Genomic DNA, 25786 nt, shown 5'->3' on the forward strand with positions numbered 1-25786 from the left:
ACATGGAAATGCAGCAATTGATCGAGCGATCGCATCTCGATCCACGGATAGTGAACGCCTGGGTCGAAGCAGAATGGCTGCTGCCCGCGACCGCCAGAACCGGGTTCGACTTCTCGGAAGCCGACCTCGCGCGGGCGTTACTGATCCAGGACCTCAAGGTGGACTTCCGGGTGAACGACGAGGGCATCGCGATCGTGCTGCACTTGCTTGACCAGCTGCATGGCCTGCGTTCTCTGCTGAAGGATATTCGCACAATGGAGCCGTCGGTATTCGGTACGGATGACAGCCGACCCTCTTCAGGTCCGATCAAAGCTTGAGATATCAAAGCTTGAGGTAGTGTTAGCGATGAAGCGCTCGATCTCGATGCCTAGGAGCGCCGGCGGATGGATCGTGATCGCGGTGCTACTGTTGCTGCTCGGGGCGGCCGGTTTCGTCGCCTATCGGGGCTTGACTGTCGCCAACGTGGATGTTCCGGAATCTGGCTACATCGCGATGGCCTTCGGCGTGATCTTCTCTCTGATCGTTGGCGTCGGGTTGATGGTGCTGGTCTTCTACAGCAGCCGCAAGGGATATGACGAACCGCCGGCCGTGGTGCCGAAACAGCGAGAAGACCGATCGCCCGGCGGCGGTCAACTGAAGTGATAGCGAAGGATCGCCGTCAATGGCGCGCGCTCCGGCAATTGCTCTCGGGACGCAGCCAACACCCTGGCCCCGGTGCACAGCGCCCGCCGTGCCACCTCGTCGACGACGCTGTAGACTTCCGCATCATCGGACGCCGCATAGGTGACGCTGCCGTCGATATCGCTGACCAGTCCTGGCACGATGGCATCGAAGTCGACAAGCAGTTGCTCGATCGCGCCCGCAGTTGCCGCATGGGCTGCGTAGGAGACGTCCGTGGTGGCGCGCAGCGGCTTCAGCTCCTCATAACGCGCAATCCAGTCGCTGACCTCCCGTGCAGTGAGATGATCGAGGATCGGAATCGCCCGGTCCTCCAGTTCGGCGTCGGTAAACCGATCAGGATTTCCCTCTATGACCTGCTCGGCAAACTCCGGATAGTCGCAGACCGCACGGAACATGGAAGCCAGCGGCTCGACGGCGGCGAGAATAAGCGGTGCGGTACGTCCGCGTAGCGCATCTCGGACGGCGCGGTCCACTTTCTCGACATATTGATGCAGAAGCACTTTCTCGCCTTCGAGGTTCTGCAAGTGTCCGCGCGGCGCACGGACGTGGAATGATGGACGGTGCGTGGCTTCCTCCGCATTCTTCGGCAATTCCGGAAGCGGTACCCGCAACGGCGGGAAATTGGCAAAGACGTGAATCAGCCGGACACTTTCCTCCGCGAGCGCAAGCACGAAGGCATCGTGCCGCGAGGTCATCGCCCGCAACAGCGGCGTCAAATGCAAGCGATCCGCGACCTCGGCCAGCGGCTTCGGGGTTTCCGCCAGACGGAACGTGCGCAACATTTCGGGCACCGCAAGCACCGCAAGCCCGTTGCCCTGATGATGCCAAAACCAGTTGCTCTCGTCGGGCTTCGCTCGCTGGCGCTGGCGGACCTTGTCCTGGTCCGGGTCATGCTCGCCTCCGGCGAGTTGCTCGAAGCGCCGTTCGAACGCCTCGATCACGCGCTTGCCGGCGCCGGCTTCCCTCAACTGTGCAAGGGCCTCCTTCGCCAGATCCTTGCATAACGTGCGATTGGAGTCAGCCTTCTCGCCGGGGCGGGACGTCGGCATGTACAAGGAAATGCAGAACTCGGCCCTGAGCTGCGCAAGTTCCCTGAACTCTTCCACGGTTGGAATATCGATGTGAAACATCGGGTCCTCAAGGGGCTGCCGGTGAACGTCCATGCAATATTCGCGACATCGTCACGGAATAACGTTGACGACCGTCAATCACGGCAACTGCTCGAGCGCCCATGCAAATGCGCCGCAGGCAGCCAGCCCGATCGGGATGTAACCCAACTCCAGCAAACCCCAGTCTCGCATCAACTTGCGCGCCGGCGCCGATCCTTTCTCCGGCGGCATGGCGCAGAGCCAGATGCTCACCGGGACCAGCACATAGTACTCGTAGGGCCAGCTTGTCAGGATCGTGAGGCCGCCGACGATCCAGCGCACGTCTCCGCTGATCCGATACTGGACAAAGCCGAGAACCGCCGAAGCCAGGGAAAGAGCGGTCAGCAGCATCGTGCCGCGGTGATCGCTCACCGCCCATTCGCGGACCATCGCGGGGGCACCAAGCTTGAGCCGCGCCGGGTGCTCCACGAATCCAATATAGATTGCCGCGCCCAGGAACGCGGCGGCGAGCGCAAATGCATATAGACCGGTCTGCATGAAACCTCCCGGACGGCGGTCCGCCCGCGGTCCACTCAGTGCGACAGGAAGACCGGTACCGTCATCGAGTTCAGCATGGCGCGGGTGACGCCGCCGAGAATGATCTCGCGCAGCTTGGCATGACCGTAGCCGCCCATCACGATCAAGGTTCCGGATTCATCGGCGACGTGAGACAGGATCGCGTCTGCGACGTCGATATCCGGCGCAGGGACGATCTCGATCTCGACCTTGACCTCGTGGCGCGCCAGGTGGCTTGCCATTTCGACGCCGCGAATCTCGGTGGTTTCGTTCTTGATCTTGTCGTTCTCGATGATCAGCAGATCGACCTTGGCCGCCTTGGCCAGCAGTGGCAGCGCGTCGTTGATCGCCCGCGCCGCCGCGCGGCCGCCGTCCCAGCAGCACACCACGCGGTCGAGCTTCAGTCCGTCCTTGTGGATGTAGGGCACGACGATGACCGGACGTCCCGACTCAAAGAGCAAGCTATCGAACATGTCGTCTTTGGCTACCGCGTCCGGGTTCAACTGAAGGACAATGCTGAGATCGAAGCGCCGCGCGAGCGCCGCGAACAGCGTGGGCGCCTTTATCCCTATGGTCCGGACGAGGCGATGCTCCGCGGACAACAGGTTGCGTTTTGCTGTCTCGTCAAACCGCCTGATTGCCGCCTCGGCGGCTTCCTTGCTCTCCTCCACCATCGCCGCGACGACATTTGGCGGAATTTCAGGCGTCACATAGCCTGGAAAATCCGGCGTATAGGCAAAGGCCACGCCGGCAACATGCGCGTCAAAGGCTTCTGCAACCGTGACCGCGAAATCCCGCGCCCGGTCCCGCGAAACATCATGCTCCAGATTGACGATGATGTCCTTGATCATCAAATGATTCCTAGGGAAGAGGCAAAACGTGCTCCGGCCTCAGTAGCAATCCTCGACGCGGCGAACGTGCCAGCCCCAACCATCCCAGAAGCGCTCATGCCGGAAGACGCAGTGCGGCCGGTAGTAGACCGGTTCGTAGTCGTAGTCATAGTAACGCGGCGCAGCCAGCGCGGCGCCGATCAAGGCTCCTGCCGCGAGGCCGCCTACAACGGGAGCGACAGGAAACCCGTGATGCCATCGGGCCTGCGCCGCGGTCGGAGAAATGGCGGCGCCTGTTGCAACTGTGGCGGCAACCGCGATAGTGATCAGGTTCTTCTTCATCGCAAATCTCCACTCATTTTGCAGCGATGGATCGCGTGCCAAGCACTGGACGCCAACCCCGTCGCGGCACAAACCTAGTAACCCGGTGCCGACCGAGCATTGGCGTCCGTCAACGAATGCCTCGACAATTTCGAGCGGCCGACAAATGCGGGAATGTCACGAACATTGCGCGGTCAGCGGTTGACGGCCCACAACACCAGGCTGAGCAGGACACTTAGAAGCAGGCATGTCATCAGCGGGAAATAGAGCGTCACATTCTTTCGCTCGACGATGATGTCGCCGGGCAGCCGCCCCAGTCCGATGTGGCCGAGATACGGCCACAGTAGCCCCGCAACCAGCAAGACAAGACCGAGCACGATCAGAATGCGCGCCATCTATGCCGGCTCCTGCATCAATTCTGACGCCGCTGGCCGAACAATTGCAGCAGCATCATGAAGAGATTGACGAAGTCGAGGTAGAGCGCCAGCGCCCCCATCACGGCCTTCTTGCCGGCCAACTCTTCCGTGTCCGATTCCAGATACATGGCCTTGATGCGCTGCGTATCGTAGGCGGTGAGTCCCACAAACAGGATCACGCCGACGATCGAGATCACGAACTGGACGGCGTCCGACCCGACGAAGATGTTGACCAGCGAGGCGATCACAATGCCGATTAGGCCCATGAACAGAAAGGACCCGAACCTCGAGAGATCGGCACCGGTGGTAAACCCGTAAAGGCTCGTTGCGCCATAAGTTGCGGCCGTGATGAAGAAGACGCGTGCAATCGAGGTTCCGGTGAAGACCAGGAAGATCCCGCCCAGCGACAGCCCCATGACGGCGGCGTAGATCCAGAACAGCAAAATCGCGGTACCGGCGCTGATGCGTTCGATCCCGAAGCTCAAAACCAGCACGAAGCCGAGCGGCGCCAGCATGACGATCCAGAGCAGCAGCGTGCCGGCGATGGCCTGATAGAAGCCTGAAACAGCGGCGGCATAGGCGACGAGGCCGGTCAATATCAGCCCGCCTGCCATATAGCCGTAGACACGCTGCATGTGCTGCCGGAGGGCCCCTTCGACACGGATTTCCGGCGCCATTCCGAACGATGCTCGGGGATCATTGGGAGCATAATGGTTCATCGCTCGCTCCTGTAAATTTGCTCCGTTGCTGCGGGTGCAATGTCCAATAGCCTCGTCTCCCACCTCGACGGACGGCTCAGCGGGTGTGCAGAGCGCGTTCGCAGCGGACCTGATCGGCGGTGTAGGGTGGCGCGTTTGGGTCGAAGGCGAGCCGGCCAGCCTTGCGATAGATTACGCCCCGCTCGCGAAGATCCACAGCGTTACGGCTCATCAGTGCTTCGATGCGCGGAGCATCTTCCTGCGATACCCGCGTGCTAACGAGCGTTCCGCCACGCCGCACGCCCTCGACAAGAACCTGCGCATCTTCTTCGTTGATTCCCGCGTTTGTCAGCGCGCCCAAAAGGCCTCCGGTTAACCCGCCGACCGCCATGCTGCCCAGCATGGCCGCGAGCCAACCGGCCCCGACCACAGGCCCGACCCCGGGCACGGCAAGTATGGTGATGAGGCTCGCGGCGGTTGCGGCGGTCGCCCCGATCGCAGCACCGATCGCTGTGCCCTCGATCCTGTGGCCTGCACTGCTGCTCTCGCCCTGCTTGCGCAACGGCACCACGTTGGACTCCGCCGGGCTGCGATACCAGGTATCGCAATCGTTGGAAATCAGGCTGGTGTCCGAAAGCGGAACACCGGAAACCTCCAATAGGAGGATGACGCGGTTGGCATCGGCATAGGCATCGTAGAGGCGACAAACGGTGGTGAGCATGATGCGAGCCCTTGTGAAGACAACGGAGCGGTGCCGCCCCCGTCGATAGTGCTGCATCTTCATAACGCCATGTCAGCCGTACCTTGACGGCTATCAATTGAAATGCCGGGAATCGGCACCATGATGCCTAGCGCTTTGGTAGCGCGCGAGTACTCTTCGTGAAAACAGCAAGTATATCGAGGCAGGATATTCGCCGTGCAGCCGCGGAAGAGTCCAAATGGCCGCAGGTGCGGCTGTCGGACACTGATCGATTGGAAACGTTCAGCGACAGCGTACTTGCCATCACCATCACGCTGCTGGTCGCCGAAATCATCCGGCCAGAACATCCGCCCGGGCAACTCCTGAACAAGCTGATCGAGCAATGGGCCAGCTACATCGCTTTCCTTGCGTCATTTTCTTACACTGGCGTGATCTGGCTCAATCATCGCGCGGTGTTTGCCCGCGTGCGCTACTGTGATCGCGGCCTGCATCTCGCCAATCTGTTTCTGCTGCTGACATCGGGGCTCATCCCGTTCCCGACCGCGATCCTTTCGTCGTCGATCCAGATCGGCGACGATTTTGATGCGAGAATTGCGGTGGTGCTCTATGCGGCCATTGCCGGCAACATGTGCCTGGCGTGGCTCATCCTGTTTCACATTCTGAGCATCCGTCATTGGCTGGTCGAGGACCGTATTAGTCCTGATTTTTTTCCAAAGGAGCGGTTGCGCGCCATGCTTGGCGTCGTCTCCTATACGGTGGCGGGCGTGGCAGGCTTGTCGATGCCGAAGCTCGCCCTGGTTATCTTTCTGGCGCTGCCCGTCTTCTATGGGATCACCAGCGAAGGCCTCACGGAGACCCGGATACGCCTGCAGTTTGGCAAGGCCCAACGGGACGCTGCCATCACGCGCGACGCAGATCGCGCTGGATAGGCTATCGCCGTTCGACAGTTTCTTCCTTCACGCTCTGCGCCGCCGCCAGCCAGTCCTGCCACATCGCCGGATCGACTGGAGATCCGTCCGCCCATTTCAAGCCGGCAAGCAGGAACGCGATCTCCTCCTGAGGCTTGTCCAGGCGACGCCAGACGGTCTCCAGGAAGATGCGCATCGCATCATACGCCTCCGCCAGGGTGATTGTGTCATTAGGCTGCATCATGGCCAGACCAGTTGTCCTGATGTTCCGCTTTAATGGCTGCGCCCGCAGGTGACGTTGACGCCTATCAAGGCGCGCATATCCTGATCGCGGCACCAACCGCCTATCCATCCAGCTGGCAAGGGAGCGCAAGATGTCAAAGACAGTTGCGGACGTTCTGGTTGCCACCCTCGAACAGATTGGCGTCAGGCATATATTCGGCTTGATCGGCGACTCGCTCAATCCGCTTGCCGACGCCGTGCGTCGCAGCAAGATCGAATGGATCGGCGTCAGGCACGAAGAAGGCGCGGCGCTGGCAGCCGCCGGACGAGCCAAGTTGACCGGACAACTCGCGGTATGTGCGGGCACGACGGGCCCGGGCAGTAACCATCTCGTCGCCGGACTTTATGAGGCCTGCCGCGATCACGCACCGGTGCTGGCGCTCTCGGGCGATATGCCGCGCAAGTTCCATGGAACCGACTACATCCAGACCACCGAACCCGATCTCCTGTTCCGCGATGTGTCGCTTTACACCGAAACCATCGCGTCCGCGGCGCAGGCCGCTGCTGTTATTCATCAGGCGATCGCCGCGGCCTATGCGGGGCCTGGTGTCGCGCATCTGACGTTGCCGCAGGATGTGCTGGCCGCGAAGGCCGAGGGCAGCGTTTCCAGCATCGCCACCCTCAAACCACGGCCCGAACTTGCGGCAAGCGAGCAGGACATTGCCGAGATGGCGCGCCGGATCGATGCCGTCGACCGCATCGTGATCATGTGCGGTGCCGGCTGTCGCGGCGCGATCGAAGAACTGCGCAAGCTCTCGGATCGCCTCAAGGCGCCGCTGGTCCATTCGTTTCGCGGCAAGGAGCTGATGGCGTATAACGACCCCCGCTGGATGGGCGGACTCGGCATGATCGGGACCAAGCCGGTCTACGAAGCGGTACAGGATTGCGGGCTCCTGCTGATGGTCGGCACCGACTATCCCTATTCCAATTTTCTGCCCAGCAAGGACAAAGTGATCCAGATCGACGAGCGGTCGCAGGTACTGGGCCGGCGCGCGCCGACAATGCTTGGCGTCACCGGGTCGGCGCGGCCGACCCTTGAGCTGCTGCTTGGCAAGGTCGCCCCGAAAACTGATGGCCTGTTCTGGGATCTGGCGACGCGAGAACGGCGGAAATGGGACGAGATGCTCGACAAGCAGGCTGACCTGCGGCGCAGCAAGGACCGCCTTCACCCACAAGTGGTGGCGCGCGCGGTCAGCGACCTCGCCCGCCCCGACGCGATTTTCGTTCTCGACACTGGCCTGAATACGTTGTGGTCCGCCAACTGGATCCGCCAGACCGGTACGCAGCGGATTATTGGCTCCTTCAACAATGCAGCCGTCGGGACGGCGCTTGGACAGGCCAACGGCGTGCAAGCCCTGGATCGATCGCGTCAGGTGATCGCGCTGACGGGCGACGGCGGCTTCAACATGCTGATGGGCGAATTCCTCACAGCAGTCCAGCACAAGCTGCCGGTCAAGGTCGTCATCTACAACAATTCAGCGCTTGGTCTGATTACGCTGGAGGCCGAGAGCGTCGGTCTCGTGCCGTTTCGCCAGGCGATAGAATTTCCAAACCCGGATTTTGCCGCGCTGGCGCTCGCCTGCGGCGGACGTGGCTTCGTCGCCAGAAATCCGGCGGAACTGATGTCGGCGCTGGCCGAAGGGTTCGCTATCGAAGGTCCCGTGATCATTGACGCGGTGGTGGTCGCCGACGAGATGCCTAACCTGCCTCATGTCGATTTGGAACAGGTGGGGCACTTTGCACTCGCCAAGGTCAAGGAAGCCGTGCTCGCCGTGACAGGCGGCTGATGCGACCGATCGCTTTGCATTGGCCTTCTCTGACCCATCTGGTTGACAATCGTCAGTGAGGACGGTCCTCCGCGTGGCTAGCATCAAGCAAGATTTGCCTTTGCCAGGAGCAGGCCGATGGATGATGTGGCGACCGCGACACCAACGCAAGAGGCGAGCCGGGAGACGGATACCGGACCTCTGTTCCAGTCCTACCGCCTTGGTCCCTTCGATCTGCCCCATCGCGTGGTGATGGCCCCACTGACACGCTCGCGCGCCCGTCAGCCTGGCAACGTGCCGGGCTCGCTCGCGGCCTGCTACTATGCGCAGCGCGCCTCGGCCGCGTTGATTGTCAGCGAGGCGACGCAGGTGTCCATGCAGGGTCAAGGCTATGCCTGGACGCCGGGCATTCACAGCCGCGAGCAGGTCGAGGCGTGGCGCCGCATCACCGACGCCGTGCATCAGACGGGAGGATTGATGTTCTGCCAGCTCTGGCACGTCGGCCGCATCTCACATCCCGCGCTTCAACCCGACAACATGCTGCCCGTCGCTCCCTCGGCCATCATCCCGGCTGGAAAGGCCTTCATCGAAAATGAGCGGGGCGAAGGCACGCTAGTTCCCTTTGTTCGACCCCGGGCACTCGATATCGAGGAGATGCCCTACCTGGTCGCGCAATATGTGCGCGCCGCAAAGAATGCGATGGCGGCCGATTTCGACGGCGTGGAGATCCATGCGGCGAACGGCTATCTTCTCGATCAGTTTATCGAGAGCGGGACCAATCGGCGCACCGATACTTATGGCGGTACAGTGGAGAATCGCACCCGCCTGCTGTGCGAAATCGTCGAGGCGCTGACTCCGGTGTGGGGACCGGATCGCATCGGCGTGCGCATTTCTCCGATGGGAAAATTGAACGACATCCACGACGACAACCCGGAAACAACCTTTGGCTATGTGGCCGAACGACTGAGCGACTACGACCTGGCCTATCTGCATATGGTCAACCCTGCGCTGGAGCAGATGCAGAACGGAAAGGACCCTGATCCACCCGCGCTCGGCATGGCCAAGCTGGTGCGCAAGAAATTCAAAGGAACTCTGATCGTGGCCGGCGGCTTCGATGCCGAGAGCGGAACACGTTGGCTGCGGGAGGGATGGGCCGATCTGATTGCGTACGGGCGGAAATTCCTCGCCAACCCGGACCTGCCGGAGCGCCTGCGCCTGGGCGCGGCGCTCAACGCCGACGACCCCGGCACTTACTACGGTGGCGGTGAGAAGGGATATACCGACTATCCGTCGCTGGCGCAGGACCGCGGTGAACAGCCCCGGCCGTGCGTGGACCAGAGCTGGCGATAGCAGCCAAGGCTGCCCAGCCAGTGCTGCCTTGCGCGGACAGCAATCGACGACCGTCAGCATGGCATGAGTCCCTACTCTGCGGCTCACGAAGCTGCAGGCGCGGCCGACGGCGCATGCTGGCGCAGCCATTGGCGCAACGCCTCGGCACCGATGGCGCCCGCGCGCTGCGCGACGACACTTCCTTTATGGAAGAGCATCAAAGTTGGAATGCTTCGAATGCTGTAACGGGCAGACAACTCCGCTTCCGCCTCGGTGTCGACCTTAAGAAAACGAAATTCAGGTTCGAACTCGCCGGCGACGCGTTCGAACACCGGTACCATCGCCTTGCAGGGCCCGCACCACTCCGCCCAGAAATCGACTACGACGGGAATATCGTTGCGCTGGATGTGCGTGGCAAAGTCGCGGGCGGAAACCGGCGTCGGATGTCCCGTGAACAGGAGCTGGTGGCAATGGCCGCATTTCGCCCGGCGCGCATCCCTTCCGGCCGGAATACGGTTGATGCTCGTGCAATGCGGGCAAACGATGTGGCGGGCCTCGCTGCTCATGGTCGATGTCTCCCGAATTCAATGCGACGCCAGAGGTTGCTTGCGGTCTGGCGGCGGAAAGGTTTTATCGAGATCGGCCAGGTCCTGTGGCGTCAGGCGAACGTCGAGCGCGCCACGGTTCTCGCGAACATGCTCCGGCTTGCCTGACTGCGGTATCGCACATATGCCGTCCTGGCGCAGCACCCAAGCCAGCGCCACCTGTGCCGGCGTTGCGTCGAGACGCGCCGCAATCGTCTTGAGTGTCACATGACGCAGCACACGGTTCTGCTCGATCGGCGAATAGGCCATCACGGGAACGCCGCTACGCTGGCACCAAGGCAGAAGATCGAACTCGATGCCGCGGCGCTCGAGATTGTAGAGCACCTGATCGGCCGCAACGTTCGCACCATCGGGCAGGTCGACTAGCTCCTGCATGTCACCGACGTCGAAATTGCTGACGCCCCAGTATCGGATCTTGCCCTCGCCAATCAAAGTTTCGAAGGCGTCGATAGTCTCTTCCAGCGGAATCAACCCCCGCCAATGCAGCAAATAGAGGTCGATCTCATACACCCCAAGCCGGGCCAGACTTCGGTTGCAAGCCGCCACCGTGCCGTGTCGGGTGGCGTTCTGAGGCAACACCTTGCTAACCAGAAAGGTTTCGGCGCGCCGTCCCTTGATCGCCTCGCCGACGAGACGCTCGGCGCCACCATCGGCATACATTTCGGCCGTATCGATCAGACTCATGCCGAGATCGATGCCGAGCCGTAGCGCATTGATCTCGTTCGTTCGGTTCAGCGGATTCTCGGCCATGTGCCAGGTCCCTTGGCCGAGCATTGGAATATGTTCACTCGAGGGAAGCACGATGGTGCGGGTGGCCTCCATCACAGTCATGAGGTAACTCCCTTGTCTTTCACGGCAGACCGATTTTCACGCATAGCCCGGCGTGACGGATGTCGCAAAATTGAACGTCGCCGCTGCCGGGATCGATAAACCAGATCACCGGCAGGAACGGGTTGATTATCGCGGAGCCGGTCACGGCATGGGCCACATACTCCTCGTTCAGCGAAGGCCGGCCGATCGTTGGGTCGAGCTTGACACACGAACCATTGCTCGCCGTCAGGTCGCGGTAGTTGTAGCGCGCCGAACAGGTCCAGAATTGATTTTGTTTCTTGTCGACCACATAGGCCGTAGCCGTCCGGTACGACGTGTTGGACCTGACATCCGGCTCGGGGAACAACTCGTAGCGCACGCTGCCTTCGGCGCACGCCGGCGACGCGATAGCGACCGCGAGAAACGTGGCGATGCCTTGCATTATTCTTCGCATGTCCAATTCCGAACGAATGAGCCATGCTGGCAGCTTCCCGACGGGCAAGCCTTGACCTCTGTCAATTCAGGAATGGAGACCGGCATCGCTTGCCGATAGCCTGGCAAGGGCCGACCAATCGGTATCGCCCTCGCCGCGCGCCACCACCGTCAGCATGCGATCGTGAATTTGGCTCGCGAGCGGCATCGGGACGAGCAGCGAGTGGGCTGCCGCGAGAGTAAGGCGGATGTCCTTCAAGCCCAGGGTCATCTTGAACCCCGCCGGCTCGTAACGCTCGTCGGCGATAAGGCCGCCATACGTTGTGAAGATAGGAGCCGAAAACAACGTCCCTGTCAGGATCTCCAGCAATCGATGTGGGTCGATACCCGACTTCCGCGTCAGGGCAAAGGTCTCTCCCAGACTATCGATGATGGACGTGATCAGGAAATTACCACTCAGCTTGACGAGGTTGGCTTGAGCCGGCTTTTCGTCGAGGGCATAGGTCTTCTGCCCCATGGCGTCGAACAGAGCCTGGCAACGGGCGACAACCTTCCCGGCGCCGGCCGCAATAACGAAAAGCTTGCCGGCAGCGGCAGCATCCGGCCTCCCAAAGACTGGCGCCGCAACGTAGTCGCGATGAACCCGCGCGTGCTCCAGCGCCAGGCGTTCGGACAAGGCCATGCTGATCGTGCTCATCGAGATATGAACGGTGTTCTCGCCGAGCGCTGCAAGGACGCCGCCTTCCCCAAGGGTGACATGCTCGACCGCGTGGTCATCGGCGAGCATGGTAATGACGGCATCACCATGGCAGACGTCGGCCGGCCGCTCGACTACCACGGCGCCATCGGCCGCAAGCTGGTCAGCTCTTGCGCGGGTGCGATTGTAGACAGTCAGACGATGGCCAGCGTTGAGCAGACAGCGCGCCATCGCGCTGCCCATATTGCCGAGACCAATGAAGCCGACGTTCATGCAACTTGCCTCCGTTGACGAGCTTGCGCCCGACGAGGACGATTCCACATCGGAGACCCAAGATAACTGACAGTCGTCAAGGCATTCGTATTCGGTAGCCGCCGAATATCACATGTGGCCTACCTGACTTCAGACGCGCAACAGCTCGAACAGAAGGTCAAAAAGGTTGCGTGGCATGGCTCCACCGCCTGATCTCGTTGATGGCCGTCAACGCCCATCCTCGTGCTCCGCATCTAATGGTATCCGTATTGGTTCAGCGTAGGCATTGCCATGCAGAGAAACGTTGCCCCGGTTCCCTGTCCCGTATGTGGAAGGCCGGCCCACTTCAAGATCGCAGCGACACGCGAACTCGAACTCGTATGCGTCGATTGCCCGGGCGGCGATCCGCTTTATTGACTCCATCTTTCCAAACTCATGAATGGCGAGCTGCGTCCGCCTCAATGGTGGCTCGGTCTCCAGCGTAAGGAATAGGCGATCGGCAACGATGACGGTGTTGAAGGTCTCAGCGATCAGAGTACCACAACCTGAATTCCTTGCATGATGGCGAGCAGGACCAGCTCGATCTGCGTTGGATCGACCAAGGCGCGCCAGAGAACGGGATCAGCTCTTACCTGCAGCTCAATTCTGGCGTCCGGTGTGGCAAAGCCGGTCTATAAAGCTGGTCTATAATGCCGGCCATCTTCAGCGAGCGATCGCGCACTTTTCGCATGCTGCATAGCGAGCTTCAGGGCGACCTCGCGCCTGAACTCGTGGTGGCTGGCACTGAAATCTATTCCGCGGCCTGGCGAAATTCTGCGTTGTGTTTGGAATATTCCTTTAATTGCCGCGGCCGGCCCATCAAAACAGGCTGGAACAACACTGCGAAGGCCATCGTGGATAGCAGCGCAAGCGTCATCAGCTTACCCATGCTCGACATGCCGGGATAACTCGACGCCCACATGCTTCCGAACGCGGTGCCCGTTGTCATGCCGCTAAATATCACCGCCCGGGTCAATGTCGATTGCAGCAACCCGGTCTTTCCGGCACGCCAAGCCATCATGTAGTAGACCTTGAATGCGACTCCGACGCCGAGCAGCAAGGGAAGTGCGATGATATTTGCAAAGTTCAGCGAAAGACCATCCAGTACGGCTGCCTCGAGCGTAACGACTCCGGCAAGCAGCAGGGGGATGAGTGTCATGAGCACATCCGTCACACGTCGCAAAGCGATAAGGAGCAGAATGGTAATCGCAGCTATCGCCAGAACACCCGCTTGAACAAACGCCTCCGTGACGGTTCTGGCCAATTCGTAGAGGCTGACCGCCCCGCCGGTCGCGGACGGTTCGGCGCGAAGCACCGCAGTCGCAAAATTGCGCAGCACGTCGGTATCATTCGGATCGCCCTTCGGCAACGCCTTGACGAGCGCCGTTCCATCGGCCGATAGCCAATCGTGCACCAGGTCATGCGGCAATGTGTTCATTGTAATCAGTTGCGGAGTAAGGCTCTTGCGAAGCAGGTCCAGATCGTAAGCCAGCGCCGGCGTAAAAGCGGCTTCGGCGCGAGACCGAGTTGCGGCATCCGACTCGGCGAGCCGCCTCAACAGACCTGAGACGTGTCGCGCGCTTGTCGCTGCGGCGTCGTTTGCGTTGCCAGCAGTTCTGGCGAGATCTTCGGCAGCGGCCTCAATCGCGGTTGCATTCTCCTGATCACTAGGAGCAGGCTGCATCCGCGGCGGATTGAGCGCCGGGCCAAGTCGCTGCGACGCTTCTCTCACGGCGGCGACCTTCTGCTCCTGGTCTGGCGGAATGAGGCTGTTCAACGTCAGGGCTTGCGAAACCTCGGGGAGCCCAGCCAGCCGTTTGGCTTTTTGGTCCGCCTCCCCGAGGGATTGCGCCAACAGCTCCGCGTCGTTGCCGTTGGCTTCCGGATCATGCTGTAGCTCACGATAGGTTGCCACAGCGGGAGAGTCCGGGTTTTGCAGATTGACCGGATTGAAGTCGAATGTCAGCCTCGACAATAATGGCGCGCCGGCGAGAACGACGAAAAGTGTTCCGGCGATCACCGCGATGCGATGGCGCTGAAGAAAATCGTCCAACGGCGCAAGCCAGCGAAAGCCGACTGGAGCAGGCTCGCCCGCCGGTTTAAGCAACGCCAGCATGGCTGGAATCAGGGTGACGCTACAAGCGAAGGCAATCAGCATGCCGCAACCGGCAATCAGGCCCAATTCGGAAAGGCCTCGGTAATTGGTTGGCAAAAACGCAAAAAATCCCGCAGCGGTAGCTGCCGCGGCCAGTGAGAGCGGATCTCCCACCTTGCAAGCAGCCCATCGCAGCGCTTCATACAAATTGGGGTGTTCGTGCCGTTCGGTCCGATAGCGTACGCTGAACTGGATGCCGAAGTCGACGCCGAGACCCACGAAGAGCACGAACAATGCGATCGAGATCAGATTGAACGCGCTGACTATGGCAAGTCCGAGAGCCGCAGTCGCTGCGAGGCCGACCATGAGGCTGAAGAAGACCGCAGCAATAATTTTCCAGGACCGAAGCGCGAGCCAGAGGATGATCAGGACGCTGAACATCGCCGTCAACGTGTCGCGTACCGCGCTGTAGCGGATAACCGAAAACTGTTCGTCGTTTATCGGCACCTCACCGGTCAGCGCGACGGTGGCGGCGAATTTATCCTGCAAATGCAAATCAGCGGCCGTGCGGCGAATCCTGTCTTCCGCTTGTTTTCCGGGCTGCAGTGCCGAAAAATCCAGCGTCGGCTGAACCTCGATAAAGTGCCGCCGCTGCTTGTCGGGTAGCGGTTGGCCTTGCAGCAGTTCCTGCCAGGAGAAGGTGGCTGGCTTCCCGGACAAAACGTCGCTCAATGTCCGATCAATCAGCGAGAGAGGCCACACCAACTGCTCCAGCCTGAGCGCACCGCTACTCACGCCCGCTGTCGCTAGCGAAAGCGTCTTCGCTGCGCCACGAAGGCTGGGATCCCGGGCAAGCGTCGCAATGAGTGGTTGGATCCTCGCGAATCCCTCGGCGCTGTTCCTGACCTCCGCGAGAGGCTTAAACAGCAGCCCGTTGCGTTCGAAGAAGTCCCCGCTGTCGGGCTGCTCCACCAGGGGGAAAAGATCGGGCTGCCGCGAGAGGGCCTGTGCCAGCAGGTTTGTGGCCTGCTCGGCGTTCTCGGCTGACGGGGCCGTCACGACGGCAATGATGCCCTTTTGCGGAAATGCTTTGGATAAGGCAATCTGACGCTGATGCCAAGGAAGGTCTTGGGAAATCAGACCCTCTGTATCGGCGTTGATCGAGAAGCGCGCCGTGTCGAAGATTGCAGCCGCGAGCATCAGCAGCGCGCCTGCCATGAGGATCGTCCAGTGACGGCGCGCGCAGAAATCCACAATTCGAACGATTGTTAAATGGATCATGACCGGCACTGCTCTCGAATGCTAAGCCAGAATCGGAGCTTCTCAGACTCGAACTAGGGTAATCGGAAGGCGATGGTGTAATCGCCGTACCGCGTTTCCAATGCGCCATGACCGCCGGCTGTAACTAGCACGTATTCATGGCTATCCGGCGCAATGTAGACCATCGGTGTCGCCTGGCCGCCTGCAGGCAAGCGGCTGCGCCATTGCTCCCGACCATTGGCCAGATCGAACGCCCGGAGGTATTGGTCGGTCGTTGCGGCGACGAAGATCAAACCGCTGCGCGTCACCGCCGAGCCCCCGATGTTCGGCGCACCGGTGTTCAACGGCAGCGGTAGGCGCAGCCCAAAGGGGCCGGTATCCCGCGAGGTCCCGAGGGTCACCTGCCAGAGCAGCTTGCGCGTCTTCAAATCGACAGCGGAGAGCTGGCCCCAGGGCGGTGCGGCACATGGCGTCCGAAAAATGCCAAGCCACGGGCCGACCGCAGCTATGTAGGGAGTGCCGAATTGGGGATAGTAATTCAGGCCAGTCTTCGGCGGGGGCGCTTCGCCGACCTGGTCGCCGCCGGCGACTGTTCGACCTTCGGCGCTGTCGCGCGGGATCAGGCGAATCTTGAACGGCATCATCATGGTGTTGAGCACCATGATCTTGCGCTCGGGATCGATCGATCCGCCTCCCCAGTCGGAGACGCCATCAAAGGCAGGATGGCCGATGATGCCGTCCGTGCCCTGCGGCGTGAAGATGCCGTCGTAGCGCAAGCGCCTAAATTCGATCCGGCACATCAGTTGGTCGATCGGCGTCGCGCCCCACATATCTGCTTCGTTGAGCTTCGCCGGCGTAAAGGATGGCATCCCAGTTGAAAACGGCTGGGTCGGCGAGACCGGCTGACCTGGCGCGGCGCCATCCGTTGGCACCGGCTTTTCCTCGACGGCCGCGATTGGCGTTCCGGTTTCGCGGTTGAGCAGGAATATCTGACCCTGTTTGGTGGTTTGCAGCAGGGCAGGAATCACCTCACCCGAAGGTCCGGGCAGATCGACCAGCGAGGGCGCGACCGGCAGATCAAAATCCCACTGATCGTGGTGCACGGTCTGGAACGACCACCTTTGTTTGCCGGAGGTGATATCGAGAGCGACGATCGAGCTTCCATATTTGTCGTCGAACGGCCTGCGGCGGCCGATGAAGTAGTCCGGGGTGGCATTGCCGAGCGGCAGATACACCATGTTCAGTTTTGGATCGGCGGTGAGCGCGCCCCAGGCGTTGGGCGTGCCGCGGGTATAGATCTGGTCCGGCGGAAGTGGCGGCACCGCGTCGTCCCCGCGCCCCATATCCCAGCCCCAGACCAGCCCGCCGGTCTTCGGATCGTAGGCACGCACGACGCCGGATGGCTCGTCCACCGCCTGATTATCGCGGATGCGGCTACTGACGATCATGCGGTTGTTGATCACGAGCGGCGGCGACGTCGAGATCGTGAAACCGGGCGGCGAGCTGCCGAGATTTTCCAACTGGTTGATAAAGCCGTCCTTGCCGAACCCGGTGCACGGTCGGCCATCATCTGCGTTGAGTGCGACGATGCGAGCGTCGAAGACCGGCGCGTAGATCCGCCTTGGGCACTCCGGATCGTCGACCTCATAGTATGCCACGCCGCGGCAGACGAGATAGGGGTTGCCCTGACGCTCGGCCTTGGGGTCGAAGCGCCACTTGGTTTTTCCCGTGGTGGCATCGATGGCCATGATCACGCTGTGCGGAAAACAGGTATAGAGGGTATTGCCGAGCATCAGCGGCGTGGCCTCGCTGTGAAATTCGCGCTCGTGTTGGATCTCCGCCTCGTCGGCGCTGTCGCCGGAGCGGTTGGTCCATACGACCTGCAATTGAGACACGTTGGCCGGCGTGATCTCGGTGGCGGCTGCGAACCGATCGCCTTGGGGATCGTGGCCATAGAACAGCCAGTCATTGTCGGTCGGCGCGGAGCGGTCAGGAGCCTCGACCATTTGCGAATGCGCGGCATCGAGGCCGAGAAAATTTCGACCTTGCATGATCAGCAATCCGACGAGGATCACCGTCGCCGCACCTCGGGCAACGCCCAACGACGTCGTTCCGCCATTGGAGCGCGGCGAGAGACCTCGCGTCACCCAAGGCATCAGCAAGTAAATGCCGAGCAAGGTTGGGGCGAGCAGCCGTGGCATCAGGTACCACGGATCGAAGCCGCTTTCTCCAAGAGCCCAGACAACGGTGTAGAGCCAGACGAGGCCATAGACCATAAGGGCAAGCCGCCGCCCAACAATCAGCAGTACCCCGGTTGCGATCAGGCCAAGCCCGGCGATGACGTAATACAAGGTACCTCCGAGAGCGGCGAGCCATGAGCCGGCGCCCGCAAAATAGAGACCAAGCAGGACAAAGATCGCGCCTGAGATCACCGGCCGATAAAGCAATATCCGCATCATGGAACGTTCGAGAGCCTCTGTTAACCCGGATGCCCCGAATCGCTATCTAGCTCTTGCGGATGCGAGCGGCCTTGATATCCATCAACGGGCCGACCTCGCTTCGTTCGCATAGTTTTCCAACGTCGGACAGTCCGCGAAGATATCGTCCATCTCAAGCGGGACTTTCCGCCGAGCGTACCATTCGGAGCGTGCGCCGGCGCGACGGATGGCCCGCTCACTGAGGGGCAGCCTTAGCCCCGCGATCAAGTCGGCCATTTCCTGCCGGGCCGCGAGGTGCGCCGCGTTTGCCGGCTCTCCCAGCAGCGCCTCATCAATCGAATCAAAGGCGGTCAATCCTGCTGGAAAGAATTTCCGATACACCTGACGTTCGGCGCATCCTTCAAGATCCCTGAATCCGATTAGGTTTGCGAGTTCCCTCACGCTGCGCTTTACGAACTCCTCTTCCGAGTAGCGATTGCGGATCACGACCCAGTCGAGAAACGCGGAATCAAACTGCCGCCGCCTCTTCCGAGCTTCGCACACAGTTGCAGCGTAGTGGCCGGCTCGGATCACCTCGTGGGTGACGGGATCGGTCAGGCCGAGCGGGCACAAATCCAAAAAGCTGTCCTGAAGCGGCGTCAAGAGCGTGTCGGCCACGAGATGAGCGAGCCGCATCAGATAATTATCGGTCGACGGCGTATCGATGATCATGAATCGGCTGGAACCTGCGAGCGTGGAAATCACCGCCCCGAACGCCGCCAGCTCTTCGGCCTCGATCTGATCTATGCTCGTGCCTTGCGCGAGAGGAACGTGCCGGTGTGGCGGAATTTCGAGATCAATTCGCCGATGGTGCGCCCAAATGCGGCGGTTCTCTATGTAACGTGTCAAACTTTGTTGGTTGCCATCCAGATCGACAGTGCCGACGCTTTGTCCCGCCTTCAGCAGCGCGATAGCCACATGCATCGCCAGCGTCGTCTTGCCAGATCCGCCTTTTTCATTGCCTACGACGATCACATGGGGCGCGCTCCGCGGCGGGGAAAGCGCTCTGTGTTGCATTGGACGACTCCATTGCCGCAAAGATTGTCCGATCAATCCGACAATCAACAAAGACGGACAACGTATCCGTTCGGGATGCGTTGACCGATGACAAGAGCATCGAACACGTTGGCGTGACCCGGTCGAACGCACGGAGATCCGCGTTCACGCCGACAGGGAAATTGACGCCTGTCATCGCCGCCGCGCACGGCGCGGACGTATGAGAAGTGGCAATGAGCGTGTAAACCAGCCGCGGATCAGCGTAGATCCGGCTGATCGCGCGAATTTCAGCCAGCAAGCCATCCAACGTGAAGACACCGAGATCTACCGAGCCGGAGCGCGGCCTTCGGCAACCAAACAAGTCCCGCAGCATCGCTTTCGGGATCGAGCGGGCCGGACTGCTCTCACTGCGGTATTACCTCCTTATCGCACTGCTCGCGATCGTTTGCTTGATCGCGGGAGCCTTCGGAATGACGCGGATCGAGATCGACGACTCACTCAGCCAGCTTTTTCGATCGGATACCGAGGAGTTCAAGACATTCGAAGAGGCGACGAAACGTTTTCCATCGAGCGAGTTCGATATCCTCATCGTGGTCGAGGGACGAAACTTGCTGCAACGTTCATCGATTGAAAAGCTGCGCGATCTGGTCACGGACCTTCAACTGATCGAGGGTACCAGAGGCATCATCTCGATCTTCTCGGCCCGCGAGCCGCGTGAGAGCGGCGGCACTCCCGAACCACTGTTTCCAGACAGCCTTCCGCAGGGCGACGAATACGACAGGCTGATCAATCGCGTAATGCAAAACGAGATCATCCGCGGCAAATTGCTGTCCGAAGACGGCCAGCTTACGTTAGTCGTCCTCGCGCTCGATCCGGCCGTCGCCTCGAGCAGCCGCCTCAAGGACACAATCGATGAAGTAGGCAAGACCATCGCGAATGATCTCGGAGGCGACCTTAGGGCGCACCTGGCCGGCGTTCCTGTCATGAAGCTCGAAATGCGGAACGCGCTCGAACGCGACAGCGTACGCTACAACGCATTTGGATTTGCGGCTGGAGCCCTGATCGCCATCTTTTTCTTTCGACGTGTCTCGTTCATGGCGATTGCCGCAGGTCCGCCGCTGTACGCCATCATCGTGGCTCTTGGCGCTCTAGGCTGGCTCGATTTTCGCCTCAATATGTTTCTCAACGTGATGACGCCTCTCATCATGGTCATCAGCTTTTCGGACAGCATGCAGCTAACCTTTGCGGTACGCGACCGCATGCTTCAAGGCGAAAGCAAGTATGAGGCCCTTCGCAACACAATCATGGTGATCGGTCCTGCATGCGTTCTGACGCACGCCACCGCCGCTCTCTCGTTCGTCGCGTTGCAATACTCAAGTTCCGCCGTGATACGGACGTTCGGCCAGGCGGGGCTGCTTGCGACGCTGATCGCCTTGGCAGCCGTCTTGATGCTGGCGCCGATGCTCGGTGTACTGCTGCTGCGAGACGAAAGCACGTTTGCAGCTGAGGTCAGGGGAACCGACACCGCAATCGATGTACTGCGGCGTTTCTGCCGATGGATCGCAGCCCGCATGGTGGCTCGTCCGGGTCTCTATAGTCTGATCGGCGTCATTGTCGTGGGCGGCCTGGCGCTGATCTATGCCAGCCTCGAACCTCGCTATCGATTGGCCGACCAGGTGCCTGACCGAGAACAGGCGGTGGATGCAAGCCATCGTCTCGATGCCAAGCTCAATGGCTCCAATCCGATCGATGTGTTAATCAAGTTCAACGCATCGCTCTATGCGCCCGAGACGCTTGAAACGATTGCCGAGGTGCATGCCATCGTGGAAAAAGAACCCGGCATCGTCAACGTCTGGTCGCTCGAGACGCTGCGACGCTGGCTCGCCGAAAAGGAACATAGGTCGGATGTAGCCACCTTGAAGCAATATGTCGATATGCTTCCCGAATATCTGACGCGCCGCTTCATCTCCGCCGAACAGGATGCCGTTTTGGTCTCCGGCCGCGTCCCGGATATCGACGCAAGTCAGCTCCTGCCGACTATCGATCGCCTTGACAAGGACCTGAATGCGGTCCGAGCCAAGCATCCCAACTACAAGATTGCCGTCACCGGGCTCTCGGCGATTTCCGCGCGCAATAGCGCGGTCATGATCCAGAAGCTCAACCGCGGTCTGACGCTGGAGTTTCTCTTTGTCGCGGCGTTCATCGGTCTCGCCTTCCGCTCCGTGGTGGTGATGCTCGCGACGGTTCTGCCAGGAATATTTCCGGTCGTGTTGTCTGGGACGATCCTGTGGATGCTCGGACTCGGGCTGCAGTTTGCAAGTGTTGTGGCGTTGACCGTTTCGTTCGGGCTGGGCCTAAGCGCCACGATCCATTTTCTCAACCGCTGGCGGCTTGAAGGAAAACCAGATCAGGATCCCGCGGTGGCGGTCGAACGGGCGACCGTTCTGGTTGGGCCACCTCTGATCCTGACGTCCGTCGTGCTTGCCTGCGGGTTCATCGTCACGATCTTCTCCGACCTGCCGTCTCTGCGCCTGTTCGGATGGTTGAGCGCTTTCGCGATGCTCGCGGCTCTGGTCGCGGACCTCTTGATCCTGCGGCCCACGATCACGTTTCTAAGCCGCCTCGCGCGCCGCCACTTTGCGCGACGGACGGTCGTTGAGACGGCCGAATAACCTTGCATCACCCATCAAGATGGTGGGCTTCGTCCGCCCAGGTCAGGCCTCTTGTCGTGTCGAGGGAATAAGATGGCGCAGGAACCAATCGCGGGCCAGGCGCGCAACCTCGTCGAGGGCACCCGGCTCTTCGAAGAGATGCGCCGCTCCCGGAACGATTGCGAGCTGCCTTTCGCCGTGCAGATGCGCATGCTTCGCGGTTCAGCTGGACGACCTGGACGTCGTCTCCTCCAACAAGCAGCGTCGGAGTCCTCCCCCGCCAGATCAAGGCGGCCACCTCGCGAGACGACCGCGCCGATCACGTCGGGACGCAAGGCCGCCGCCACTATCGGGAAATTGCGTGAGCCAGTCGGTCGCCCCTACGAGCCTTTTGGAGAGCAGTTCGATGTCGAAGCGCAGCCCTGCAGTGCGCACGTCGATCGACGCCTCTTTCACCGTAAAAAGTTCGATTAACAGCGTCGCCAGCCCTGCTTCGTTGAGAAGCCGCGCTACATGGCGATTGCGGGGACTGTGCCGGCCACTACCGCTTCCATGCGCGAACAGCACAACCGCGCGGGCGTCTTCCGGCATCGCTCATTGCATCGTTCCCTTCCGAGATCGGCTCCGCGGGTGTCTCACACCGCGAACGGGAAAGTCTCCGGCGCCTCCCATTCGGCGGTGGCTTCGAGCGGTTCGACGGGTCTCGTCGAAGTGCGGGCCGGCTCGGTCGCCGACGCGTTGACTGTGGTCAATCTGTTTGCCATCGGTTCCTATAACCTCGCCGCGACGAGAAAACTGATGGTCATCAGCGCCGCCTCGTCCTCTACGTTCATAATTCATTCCCACGTCTTCAGTTGGTGCAACAATGAGTACAACCGGCCTGGCCATCTTCGACGAAACGATCCACAAGACCAACACCTGGCTCAAGGAGATCGGCCAAACACTTGGCCGCGACCGACACCGGTCCTATCAGGCATTACGTGCTGTTCTGCATTGCCTGCGTGATCGTCTGATCATCGATGAGGCAGCCCATCTCGGCGATCAGCTACCGATGCTTGTTCGCGGCATCTACTACGAGGCGCGGCGACCGTCGGGAAAACCGGAGAAGATCCGCTCGCGCGAAGAGTTTCTCGCCCGGATTGCGGCAACTCTCGCGCAAGCGTCGATCGAGCCCGAGGAAGCCGCTCGCGCGGTCTTTCAGGTGCTGGAGAGCCATATTGCTCCGGGCGAAGCTCTCCACGTGACCAACGAACCATCGCACGATGTCCGTGCGCTGTGGCGTCAGCCACACGTCTAGGCGCGTGCGGCGCCCTCATGCCCCGCGGGGATGGGGGTTGGAAAGATTCCAGTATGAATGGAGATCCGTTATGGCCGTGAGACTAAACCGACGGGCATTCGACCATGCCAAGGCGCTCATCAGCGAAGGTTATTTTGTATTCGACGAACGGGATGCGTGGAGCGAGCACCGACCGTCGGCCGACGAGGAAAATGAATTCCTCCGCCGCAGCGATTTTGCCGAGTACGGCAAATGGTATCTCGGAATCAATGACGAGCGTCCGGAGGATACCAAGGGACACTACGAGTTTCCGTACGGGGATTTCGAGAAGGTCCACCGCTGCGGCGTACTCAGTGCCGAAAGCCGCGCCGGACAATACAAGCACTTGGACATCGAAAATGCGGCCGCGCATTTGCATGGCATGATCGACGGCCGGGAAGCCGCGTCACATCTCAAATCCTTGCGAGCGTCCGGAAACACGAGGCGCGGGACGCGACGTCCGGCGAGGCGGCCAGCCCGGTCGGTGGTTTAACGTCTGCTGCTTCGATATTCGGCGAGCGACGCGTCGCACGCCGAATACACGGCCGATCCTGATTGCTTGCAACGTCCCGCACCCTAGCGCTGACGACCGTCAATGCAACGACTGCGATTGCAGCGTAGCTGCTTGCAGAGTGCAGGACTTCCGGGACCAACGCGGCAATCGAGGAGACCAAAATATGGTGACCACAATGCAGCGCGCATCCGCGACGGAGCGCGGAACTACATCCTCTCTGATCGCGAGCGACCGCGTAGAAGGAACTGCCGTCTATGACCCGCAGGGTAAGCGTATCGGGAAGATCGAGCATCTCGTGATCGATAAATCCGGCGGCCGCATCGCCTACGCCCTCCTCAGTTTTGGGGGCTTCCTTGGGATCGGCGCGAACCACTATCCGATTCCCTGGCCGATGCTGGATTACGATGAGAAGCTCGGCGGTTACCGCGTGGACATCACCGAAGAGAAGCTCGAGAACGTCCCGAAAATCGAACAAGGGGAAAGCTGGGAGCAAACGAACCTGGACCGCGACGAAGAGGTCTATGGCTATTGGGAGCAACCCGCACCGGGGCAAGAGGGCCAAACCTCGTCCCTCATCACTAGCGACAGCGTCGAAGGAATGCCGGTCTATGACGTGCACGGCAAGCGCATCGGGAAGGTCGAGCGCCTGATGATCGACAGGCTCACCGGCCAGATCGCCTACGCGATCCTTAGTTTCGGGGGATTCCTCGGCATCGGCGAGGATCACTATCCGATTCCATGGTCGATGCTGACCTACAACGAAAAGCCCGATGGCTTCCAGGTGGACATCACCGAGGACGAGCTCAAGAACGCCCCGAAGATCGAACCAGACGAAAACTGGGAGCAAACAACTCGGGACCGCGACCAGGACGTCCACGACTATTGGGAAGTCAGATACTATTGGATCGTCGCTTCCGATATTCCATGAATAATCGATCGAGCCGTTGCGTACGACCGTGGCTGCTGCCTTGAACGCTCTGAGATGGCCCGTAGAAGCCGATTGTCTATGTCGCGCGGCATGGACTGTGGAAGGCTGAGATCCCATGGATGGCAAGCAGGTGAAAACCAGAGCAAGACGGAAGCGCGTCAAACAGGAGGCGCTGCTCGGCGAGCGGTTGCTGAAAATGGCAGCGGATGCTCGGCACGAGGCGTCTCGGCTTCCTCTCGGGAGCCAACGTGACCGTCTGCTAAGAAAAGCCAAACAGGCCGAAACTGTGGCATCGCTTGACCAGTGGCTATCGTTGCCCCGCTAGCAAACACCTCAACGCTCCGCTTTGTTGAGCACGATGCTGCCCATCGTCCCCGCGCGGAGCGAACTCGACAGCATCGCTAGGTCGCCTTGATGCAGCGCCTTTGAGTGACTTTTAGGCAAGCAGCCGAAAGCGAGCGATGGTCGCGCAAGAGGCGGAAGCAGCACCAATTATCTCGCCCAGGCTTATGAGGCCTGCTGAGCAGGTTCGATCTCAACGCGGTCGTCCTGCGCGGCCGAGCGGACAGGAGCGTGCTCAGCGCAAGCCCCGACCTTCTTTGCCAGCTGGGTGGCGGGCAATTGAAGCACCCGAGCATGTTGGCCTTCCGACAGGAGATTCACAAGAACGATGGTGCCGTCGGGAAACAGCAAGGCATCGTGGTGTTGCTCCGGCGACTTCGGTTGGATAACGCAGAATTGGGCGACACGGAAGCCGGCGCTCTTGGTCAACAACCAGTTGCGATTGTATCTCACATCCTGCTCGAATCCGAGCTCGGTGCCGGACAGCAGACAGAGCGCGACGCGGGGTTCGTTCTTGGCGGCAAAGCCGCGGGTCGATGTGCCGTAGAAGCTGGTCGACACCAAACTCTCTCCAATCCTGGCGGGGCGTGACGCGACGGCGTGCAGGCTGTAGTCGCACATGGCTGTTCTCCACTGGTTCTCTGACCCGAGCGATGATGCTACAAATCGCTGAGCGATCCCTTGACCGCCGTCAAGATATTGATGGCCTGCGCGCAACTTCGCGACGGAGGGCTCGCGCTCGGTGCGCAACGACAGATTCGGAAGAGCCGGCGGATCT

Annotated in this window: 25 protein-coding genes and 2 pseudogenes; 9 read left to right on the forward strand and 18 right to left on the reverse strand. The window is 60.7% G+C overall.

The window, feature by feature from the left end:
- Positions 1 to 2: 2 nt before the first annotated feature.
- Together ACP2YO_RS44100 and ACP2YO_RS44105 are read left to right on the forward strand one after the other, a co-directional pair.
- The gene (locus tag ACP2YO_RS44100; protein ID WP_426437406.1) at positions 3 to 317 is read left to right on the forward strand and encodes a chaperone modulator CbpM; all 315 of its coding nucleotides are present in this window, start codon (positions 3 to 5) and stop codon (positions 315 to 317) included.
- 28 nt (positions 318 to 345) lie between these two features.
- A complete protein-coding gene (locus ACP2YO_RS44105) occupies positions 346 to 642 on the forward strand; it encodes a hypothetical protein (RefSeq protein WP_426437407.1) in 297 nt (98 codons plus the stop codon).
- Here the strand turns inward: ACP2YO_RS44105 and ACP2YO_RS44110 are convergent.
- The 7 genes from ACP2YO_RS44110 to ACP2YO_RS44140 all read right to left on the reverse strand — a co-directional run bounded on the left by ACP2YO_RS44110 (position 630) and on the right by ACP2YO_RS44140 (position 5331).
- Positions 630 to 1811 carry a hypothetical protein gene (locus ACP2YO_RS44110; protein WP_426437408.1) on the reverse strand — a complete coding sequence of 394 codons (1182 nt, stop codon included), beginning with the start codon at positions 1809 to 1811 and terminating at the stop codon, positions 630 to 632. The two genes, ACP2YO_RS44105 and ACP2YO_RS44110, sit on opposite strands and share 13 nt — an antisense overlap.
- Before the next feature lie 78 nt (positions 1812 to 1889).
- Entirely contained in the window at positions 1890 to 2327 is a 438-nt protein-coding gene (locus tag ACP2YO_RS44115; RefSeq protein ID WP_426437409.1) for a DUF1772 domain-containing protein, read from the reverse strand.
- 35 nt (positions 2328 to 2362) lie between these two features.
- A complete protein-coding gene (locus ACP2YO_RS44120; RefSeq protein ID WP_426437410.1) occupies positions 2363 to 3196 on the reverse strand; it encodes a universal stress protein in 834 nt (277 codons plus the stop codon).
- Between the two features lie 39 nt (positions 3197 to 3235).
- Complete coding sequence (locus ACP2YO_RS44125; RefSeq protein ID WP_426437411.1) at positions 3236 to 3517, reverse strand: hypothetical protein; 282 nt, start codon at positions 3515 to 3517, stop codon at positions 3236 to 3238.
- 173 nt (positions 3518 to 3690) lie between these two features.
- Complete coding sequence (locus tag ACP2YO_RS44130; RefSeq protein WP_426437412.1) at positions 3691 to 3891, reverse strand: DUF2905 domain-containing protein; 201 nt, start codon at positions 3889 to 3891, stop codon at positions 3691 to 3693.
- Positions 3892 to 3908: 17 nt separating this feature from the next.
- On the reverse strand, positions 3909 to 4631 hold the full coding sequence (locus ACP2YO_RS44135; protein WP_426437413.1) for a Bax inhibitor-1/YccA family protein: 723 nt from the start codon (positions 4629 to 4631) through the stop codon (positions 3909 to 3911).
- Between the two features lie 76 nt (positions 4632 to 4707).
- Positions 4708 to 5331, reverse strand: a complete 624-nt coding sequence (locus ACP2YO_RS44140; protein WP_426437414.1) for a hypothetical protein — start codon at positions 5329 to 5331, stop codon at positions 4708 to 4710.
- 227 nt (positions 5332 to 5558) lie between these two features.
- Here ACP2YO_RS44140 and ACP2YO_RS44145 point away from each other — a divergent pair, with 227 nt between their 5' ends.
- Positions 5559 to 6239, forward strand: a complete 681-nt coding sequence (locus ACP2YO_RS44145) for a TMEM175 family protein (RefSeq protein WP_426437415.1) — start codon at positions 5559 to 5561, stop codon at positions 6237 to 6239.
- A gap of 1 nt (position 6240) precedes the next feature.
- Here the strand turns inward: ACP2YO_RS44145 and ACP2YO_RS44150 are convergent, their stop codons facing one another.
- A complete protein-coding gene (locus tag ACP2YO_RS44150) occupies positions 6241 to 6414 on the reverse strand; it encodes a hypothetical protein (protein WP_426437416.1) in 174 nt (57 codons plus the stop codon).
- A 178-nt stretch (positions 6415 to 6592) separates the two neighbouring features.
- Here ACP2YO_RS44150 and ACP2YO_RS44155 point away from each other — a divergent pair, with 178 nt between their 5' ends.
- Both ACP2YO_RS44155 and ACP2YO_RS44160 read left to right on the forward strand, forming a co-directional pair.
- Positions 6593 to 8287, forward strand: coding sequence for a thiamine pyrophosphate-dependent enzyme (locus ACP2YO_RS44155; RefSeq protein WP_426437417.1), 1695 nt, complete (start codon positions 6593 to 6595; stop codon positions 8285 to 8287).
- Positions 8288 to 8404: 117 nt separating this feature from the next.
- On the forward strand, positions 8405 to 9616 hold the full coding sequence (locus ACP2YO_RS44160) for an alkene reductase (protein WP_426437418.1): 1212 nt from the start codon (positions 8405 to 8407) through the stop codon (positions 9614 to 9616).
- An 83-nt stretch (positions 9617 to 9699) separates the two neighbouring features.
- Here ACP2YO_RS44160 and trxC read toward each other — a convergent pair whose 3' ends face one another.
- From trxC to ACP2YO_RS44195, 7 genes are all read right to left on the reverse strand, one after another.
- Positions 9700 to 10161: a thioredoxin TrxC gene (gene trxC / locus ACP2YO_RS44165; RefSeq protein WP_426437419.1), complete on the reverse strand. Its 462-nt coding sequence runs from the start codon at positions 10159 to 10161 to the stop codon at positions 9700 to 9702.
- 18 nt (positions 10162 to 10179) lie between these two features.
- Positions 10180 to 11025 (reverse strand): aldo/keto reductase, encoded by an 846-nt coding sequence (locus tag ACP2YO_RS44170; protein ID WP_426443472.1) that lies wholly within the window; start codon positions 11023 to 11025, stop codon positions 10180 to 10182.
- A gap of 25 nt (positions 11026 to 11050) precedes the next feature.
- On the reverse strand, positions 11051 to 11452 hold the full coding sequence (locus ACP2YO_RS44175; protein ID WP_426437420.1) for a hypothetical protein: 402 nt from the start codon (positions 11450 to 11452) through the stop codon (positions 11051 to 11053).
- 78 nt (positions 11453 to 11530) lie between these two features.
- On the reverse strand, positions 11531 to 12412 hold the full coding sequence (locus ACP2YO_RS44180) for an NAD(P)-dependent oxidoreductase (RefSeq protein ID WP_426437421.1): 882 nt from the start codon (positions 12410 to 12412) through the stop codon (positions 11531 to 11533).
- Between the two features lie 769 nt (positions 12413 to 13181).
- Positions 13182 to 15806, reverse strand: a complete 2625-nt coding sequence (locus ACP2YO_RS44185; protein ID WP_426437422.1) for an MMPL family transporter — start codon at positions 15804 to 15806, stop codon at positions 13182 to 13184.
- A gap of 53 nt (positions 15807 to 15859) precedes the next feature.
- On the reverse strand, positions 15860 to 18244 hold the full coding sequence (locus tag ACP2YO_RS44190; protein ID WP_426437423.1) for a membrane-bound PQQ-dependent dehydrogenase, glucose/quinate/shikimate family: 2385 nt from the start codon (positions 18242 to 18244) through the stop codon (positions 15860 to 15862).
- Positions 18245 to 18325: 81 nt separating this feature from the next.
- Complete coding sequence (locus tag ACP2YO_RS44195; protein WP_426437424.1) at positions 18326 to 19279, reverse strand: division plane positioning ATPase MipZ; 954 nt, start codon at positions 19277 to 19279, stop codon at positions 18326 to 18328.
- A 449-nt stretch (positions 19280 to 19728) separates the two neighbouring features.
- On the opposite strand from ACP2YO_RS44195, the gene ACP2YO_RS44200 reads away from it, so the two are divergent.
- The gene (locus ACP2YO_RS44200; protein WP_426437425.1) at positions 19729 to 21930 is read left to right on the forward strand and encodes an efflux RND transporter permease subunit; all 2202 of its coding nucleotides are present in this window, start codon (positions 19729 to 19731) and stop codon (positions 21928 to 21930) included.
- 264 nt (positions 21931 to 22194) lie between these two features.
- On the opposite strand, the gene ACP2YO_RS44205 is transcribed toward ACP2YO_RS44200, so the two are convergent.
- Positions 22195 to 22500, reverse strand: a complete 306-nt coding sequence (locus ACP2YO_RS44205; RefSeq protein ID WP_426437426.1) for a hypothetical protein — start codon at positions 22498 to 22500, stop codon at positions 22195 to 22197.
- 274 nt (positions 22501 to 22774) lie between these two features.
- On the opposite strand from ACP2YO_RS44205, the gene ACP2YO_RS44210 reads away from it, so the two are divergent.
- Complete coding sequence (locus tag ACP2YO_RS44210) at positions 22775 to 23206, forward strand: DUF2267 domain-containing protein (RefSeq protein ID WP_426437427.1); 432 nt, start codon at positions 22775 to 22777, stop codon at positions 23204 to 23206.
- 82 nt (positions 23207 to 23288) lie between these two features.
- On the opposite strand, the gene ACP2YO_RS44215 is transcribed toward ACP2YO_RS44210, so the two are convergent.
- Positions 23289 to 23603 (reverse strand): hypothetical protein, encoded by a 315-nt coding sequence (locus ACP2YO_RS44215; protein WP_426437428.1) that lies wholly within the window; start codon positions 23601 to 23603, stop codon positions 23289 to 23291.
- 298 nt (positions 23604 to 23901) lie between these two features.
- On the opposite strand from ACP2YO_RS44215, the pseudogene ACP2YO_RS44220 reads away from it, so the two are divergent.
- Both ACP2YO_RS44220 and ACP2YO_RS44225 read left to right on the forward strand, forming a co-directional pair.
- Positions 23902 to 24270, forward strand: a pseudogene (locus tag ACP2YO_RS44220) (PRC-barrel domain-containing protein); the annotation flags it as partial.
- A 111-nt stretch (positions 24271 to 24381) separates the two neighbouring features.
- Positions 24382 to 24666: pseudogene (locus tag ACP2YO_RS44225) on the forward strand (PRC-barrel domain-containing protein); the annotation flags it as partial.
- A 507-nt stretch (positions 24667 to 25173) separates the two neighbouring features.
- Here ACP2YO_RS44225 and ACP2YO_RS44230 read toward each other — a convergent pair.
- Complete coding sequence (locus ACP2YO_RS44230; protein ID WP_426437429.1) at positions 25174 to 25629, reverse strand: hypothetical protein; 456 nt, start codon at positions 25627 to 25629, stop codon at positions 25174 to 25176.
- Between the last annotated feature and the right edge of the window lie 157 nt (positions 25630 to 25786).

The organism is Bradyrhizobium genosp. P, assembly GCF_049949265.1.
Taxonomy (GTDB): domain Bacteria; phylum Pseudomonadota; class Alphaproteobacteria; order Rhizobiales; family Xanthobacteraceae; genus Bradyrhizobium.

Coding starts and splice junctions, on each gene's coding strand:
- ACP2YO_RS44100 (WP_426437406.1), top strand. CDS start 3: ATGGAAATGCAGCAATTGATCGAGCGATCGCATCTCGATCCACGGATA.
- ACP2YO_RS44105 (WP_426437407.1), top strand. CDS start 346: ATGAAGCGCTCGATCTCGATGCCTAGGAGCGCCGGCGGATGGATCGTG.
- ACP2YO_RS44110 (WP_426437408.1), bottom strand. CDS start 1,811: ATGTTTCACATCGATATTCCAACCGTGGAAGAGTTCAGGGAACTTGCG.
- ACP2YO_RS44115 (WP_426437409.1), bottom strand. CDS start 2,327: ATGCAGACCGGTCTATATGCATTTGCGCTCGCCGCCGCGTTCCTGGGC.
- ACP2YO_RS44120 (WP_426437410.1), bottom strand. CDS start 3,196: ATGATCAAGGACATCATCGTCAATCTGGAGCATGATGTTTCGCGGGAC.
- ACP2YO_RS44125 (WP_426437411.1), bottom strand. CDS start 3,517: ATGAAGAAGAACCTGATCACTATCGCGGTTGCCGCCACAGTTGCAACA.
- ACP2YO_RS44130 (WP_426437412.1), bottom strand. CDS start 3,891: ATGGCGCGCATTCTGATCGTGCTCGGTCTTGTCTTGCTGGTTGCGGGG.
- ACP2YO_RS44135 (WP_426437413.1), bottom strand. CDS start 4,631: ATGAACCATTATGCTCCCAATGATCCCCGAGCATCGTTCGGAATGGCG.
- ACP2YO_RS44140 (WP_426437414.1), bottom strand. CDS start 5,331: ATGCTCACCACCGTTTGTCGCCTCTACGATGCCTATGCCGATGCCAAC.
- ACP2YO_RS44150 (WP_426437416.1), bottom strand. CDS start 6,414: ATGCGCATCTTCCTGGAGACCGTCTGGCGTCGCCTGGACAAGCCTCAG.
- ACP2YO_RS44155 (WP_426437417.1), top strand. CDS start 6,593: ATGTCAAAGACAGTTGCGGACGTTCTGGTTGCCACCCTCGAACAGATT.
- ACP2YO_RS44160 (WP_426437418.1), top strand. CDS start 8,405: ATGGATGATGTGGCGACCGCGACACCAACGCAAGAGGCGAGCCGGGAG.
- trxC (WP_426437419.1), bottom strand. CDS start 10,161: ATGAGCAGCGAGGCCCGCCACATCGTTTGCCCGCATTGCACGAGCATC.
- ACP2YO_RS44175 (WP_426437420.1), bottom strand. CDS start 11,452: ATGCAAGGCATCGCCACGTTTCTCGCGGTCGCTATCGCGTCGCCGGCG.
- ACP2YO_RS44180 (WP_426437421.1), bottom strand. CDS start 12,412: ATGAACGTCGGCTTCATTGGTCTCGGCAATATGGGCAGCGCGATGGCG.
- ACP2YO_RS44185 (WP_426437422.1), bottom strand. CDS start 15,806: ATGATCCATTTAACAATCGTTCGAATTGTGGATTTCTGCGCGCGCCGT.
- ACP2YO_RS44190 (WP_426437423.1), bottom strand. CDS start 18,244: ATGATGCGGATATTGCTTTATCGGCCGGTGATCTCAGGCGCGATCTTT.
- ACP2YO_RS44195 (WP_426437424.1), bottom strand. CDS start 19,279: ATGCAACACAGAGCGCTTTCCCCGCCGCGGAGCGCGCCCCATGTGATC.
- ACP2YO_RS44200 (WP_426437425.1), top strand. CDS start 19,729: ATGACGCGGATCGAGATCGACGACTCACTCAGCCAGCTTTTTCGATCG.
- ACP2YO_RS44205 (WP_426437426.1), bottom strand. CDS start 22,500: ATGCCGGAAGACGCCCGCGCGGTTGTGCTGTTCGCGCATGGAAGCGGT.
- ACP2YO_RS44210 (WP_426437427.1), top strand. CDS start 22,775: ATGAGTACAACCGGCCTGGCCATCTTCGACGAAACGATCCACAAGACC.
- ACP2YO_RS44215 (WP_426437428.1), bottom strand. CDS start 23,603: ATGCAAATGCGCGGCCGCATTTTCGATGTCCAAGTGCTTGTATTGTCC.
- ACP2YO_RS44230 (WP_426437429.1), bottom strand. CDS start 25,629: ATGTGCGACTACAGCCTGCACGCCGTCGCGTCACGCCCCGCCAGGATT.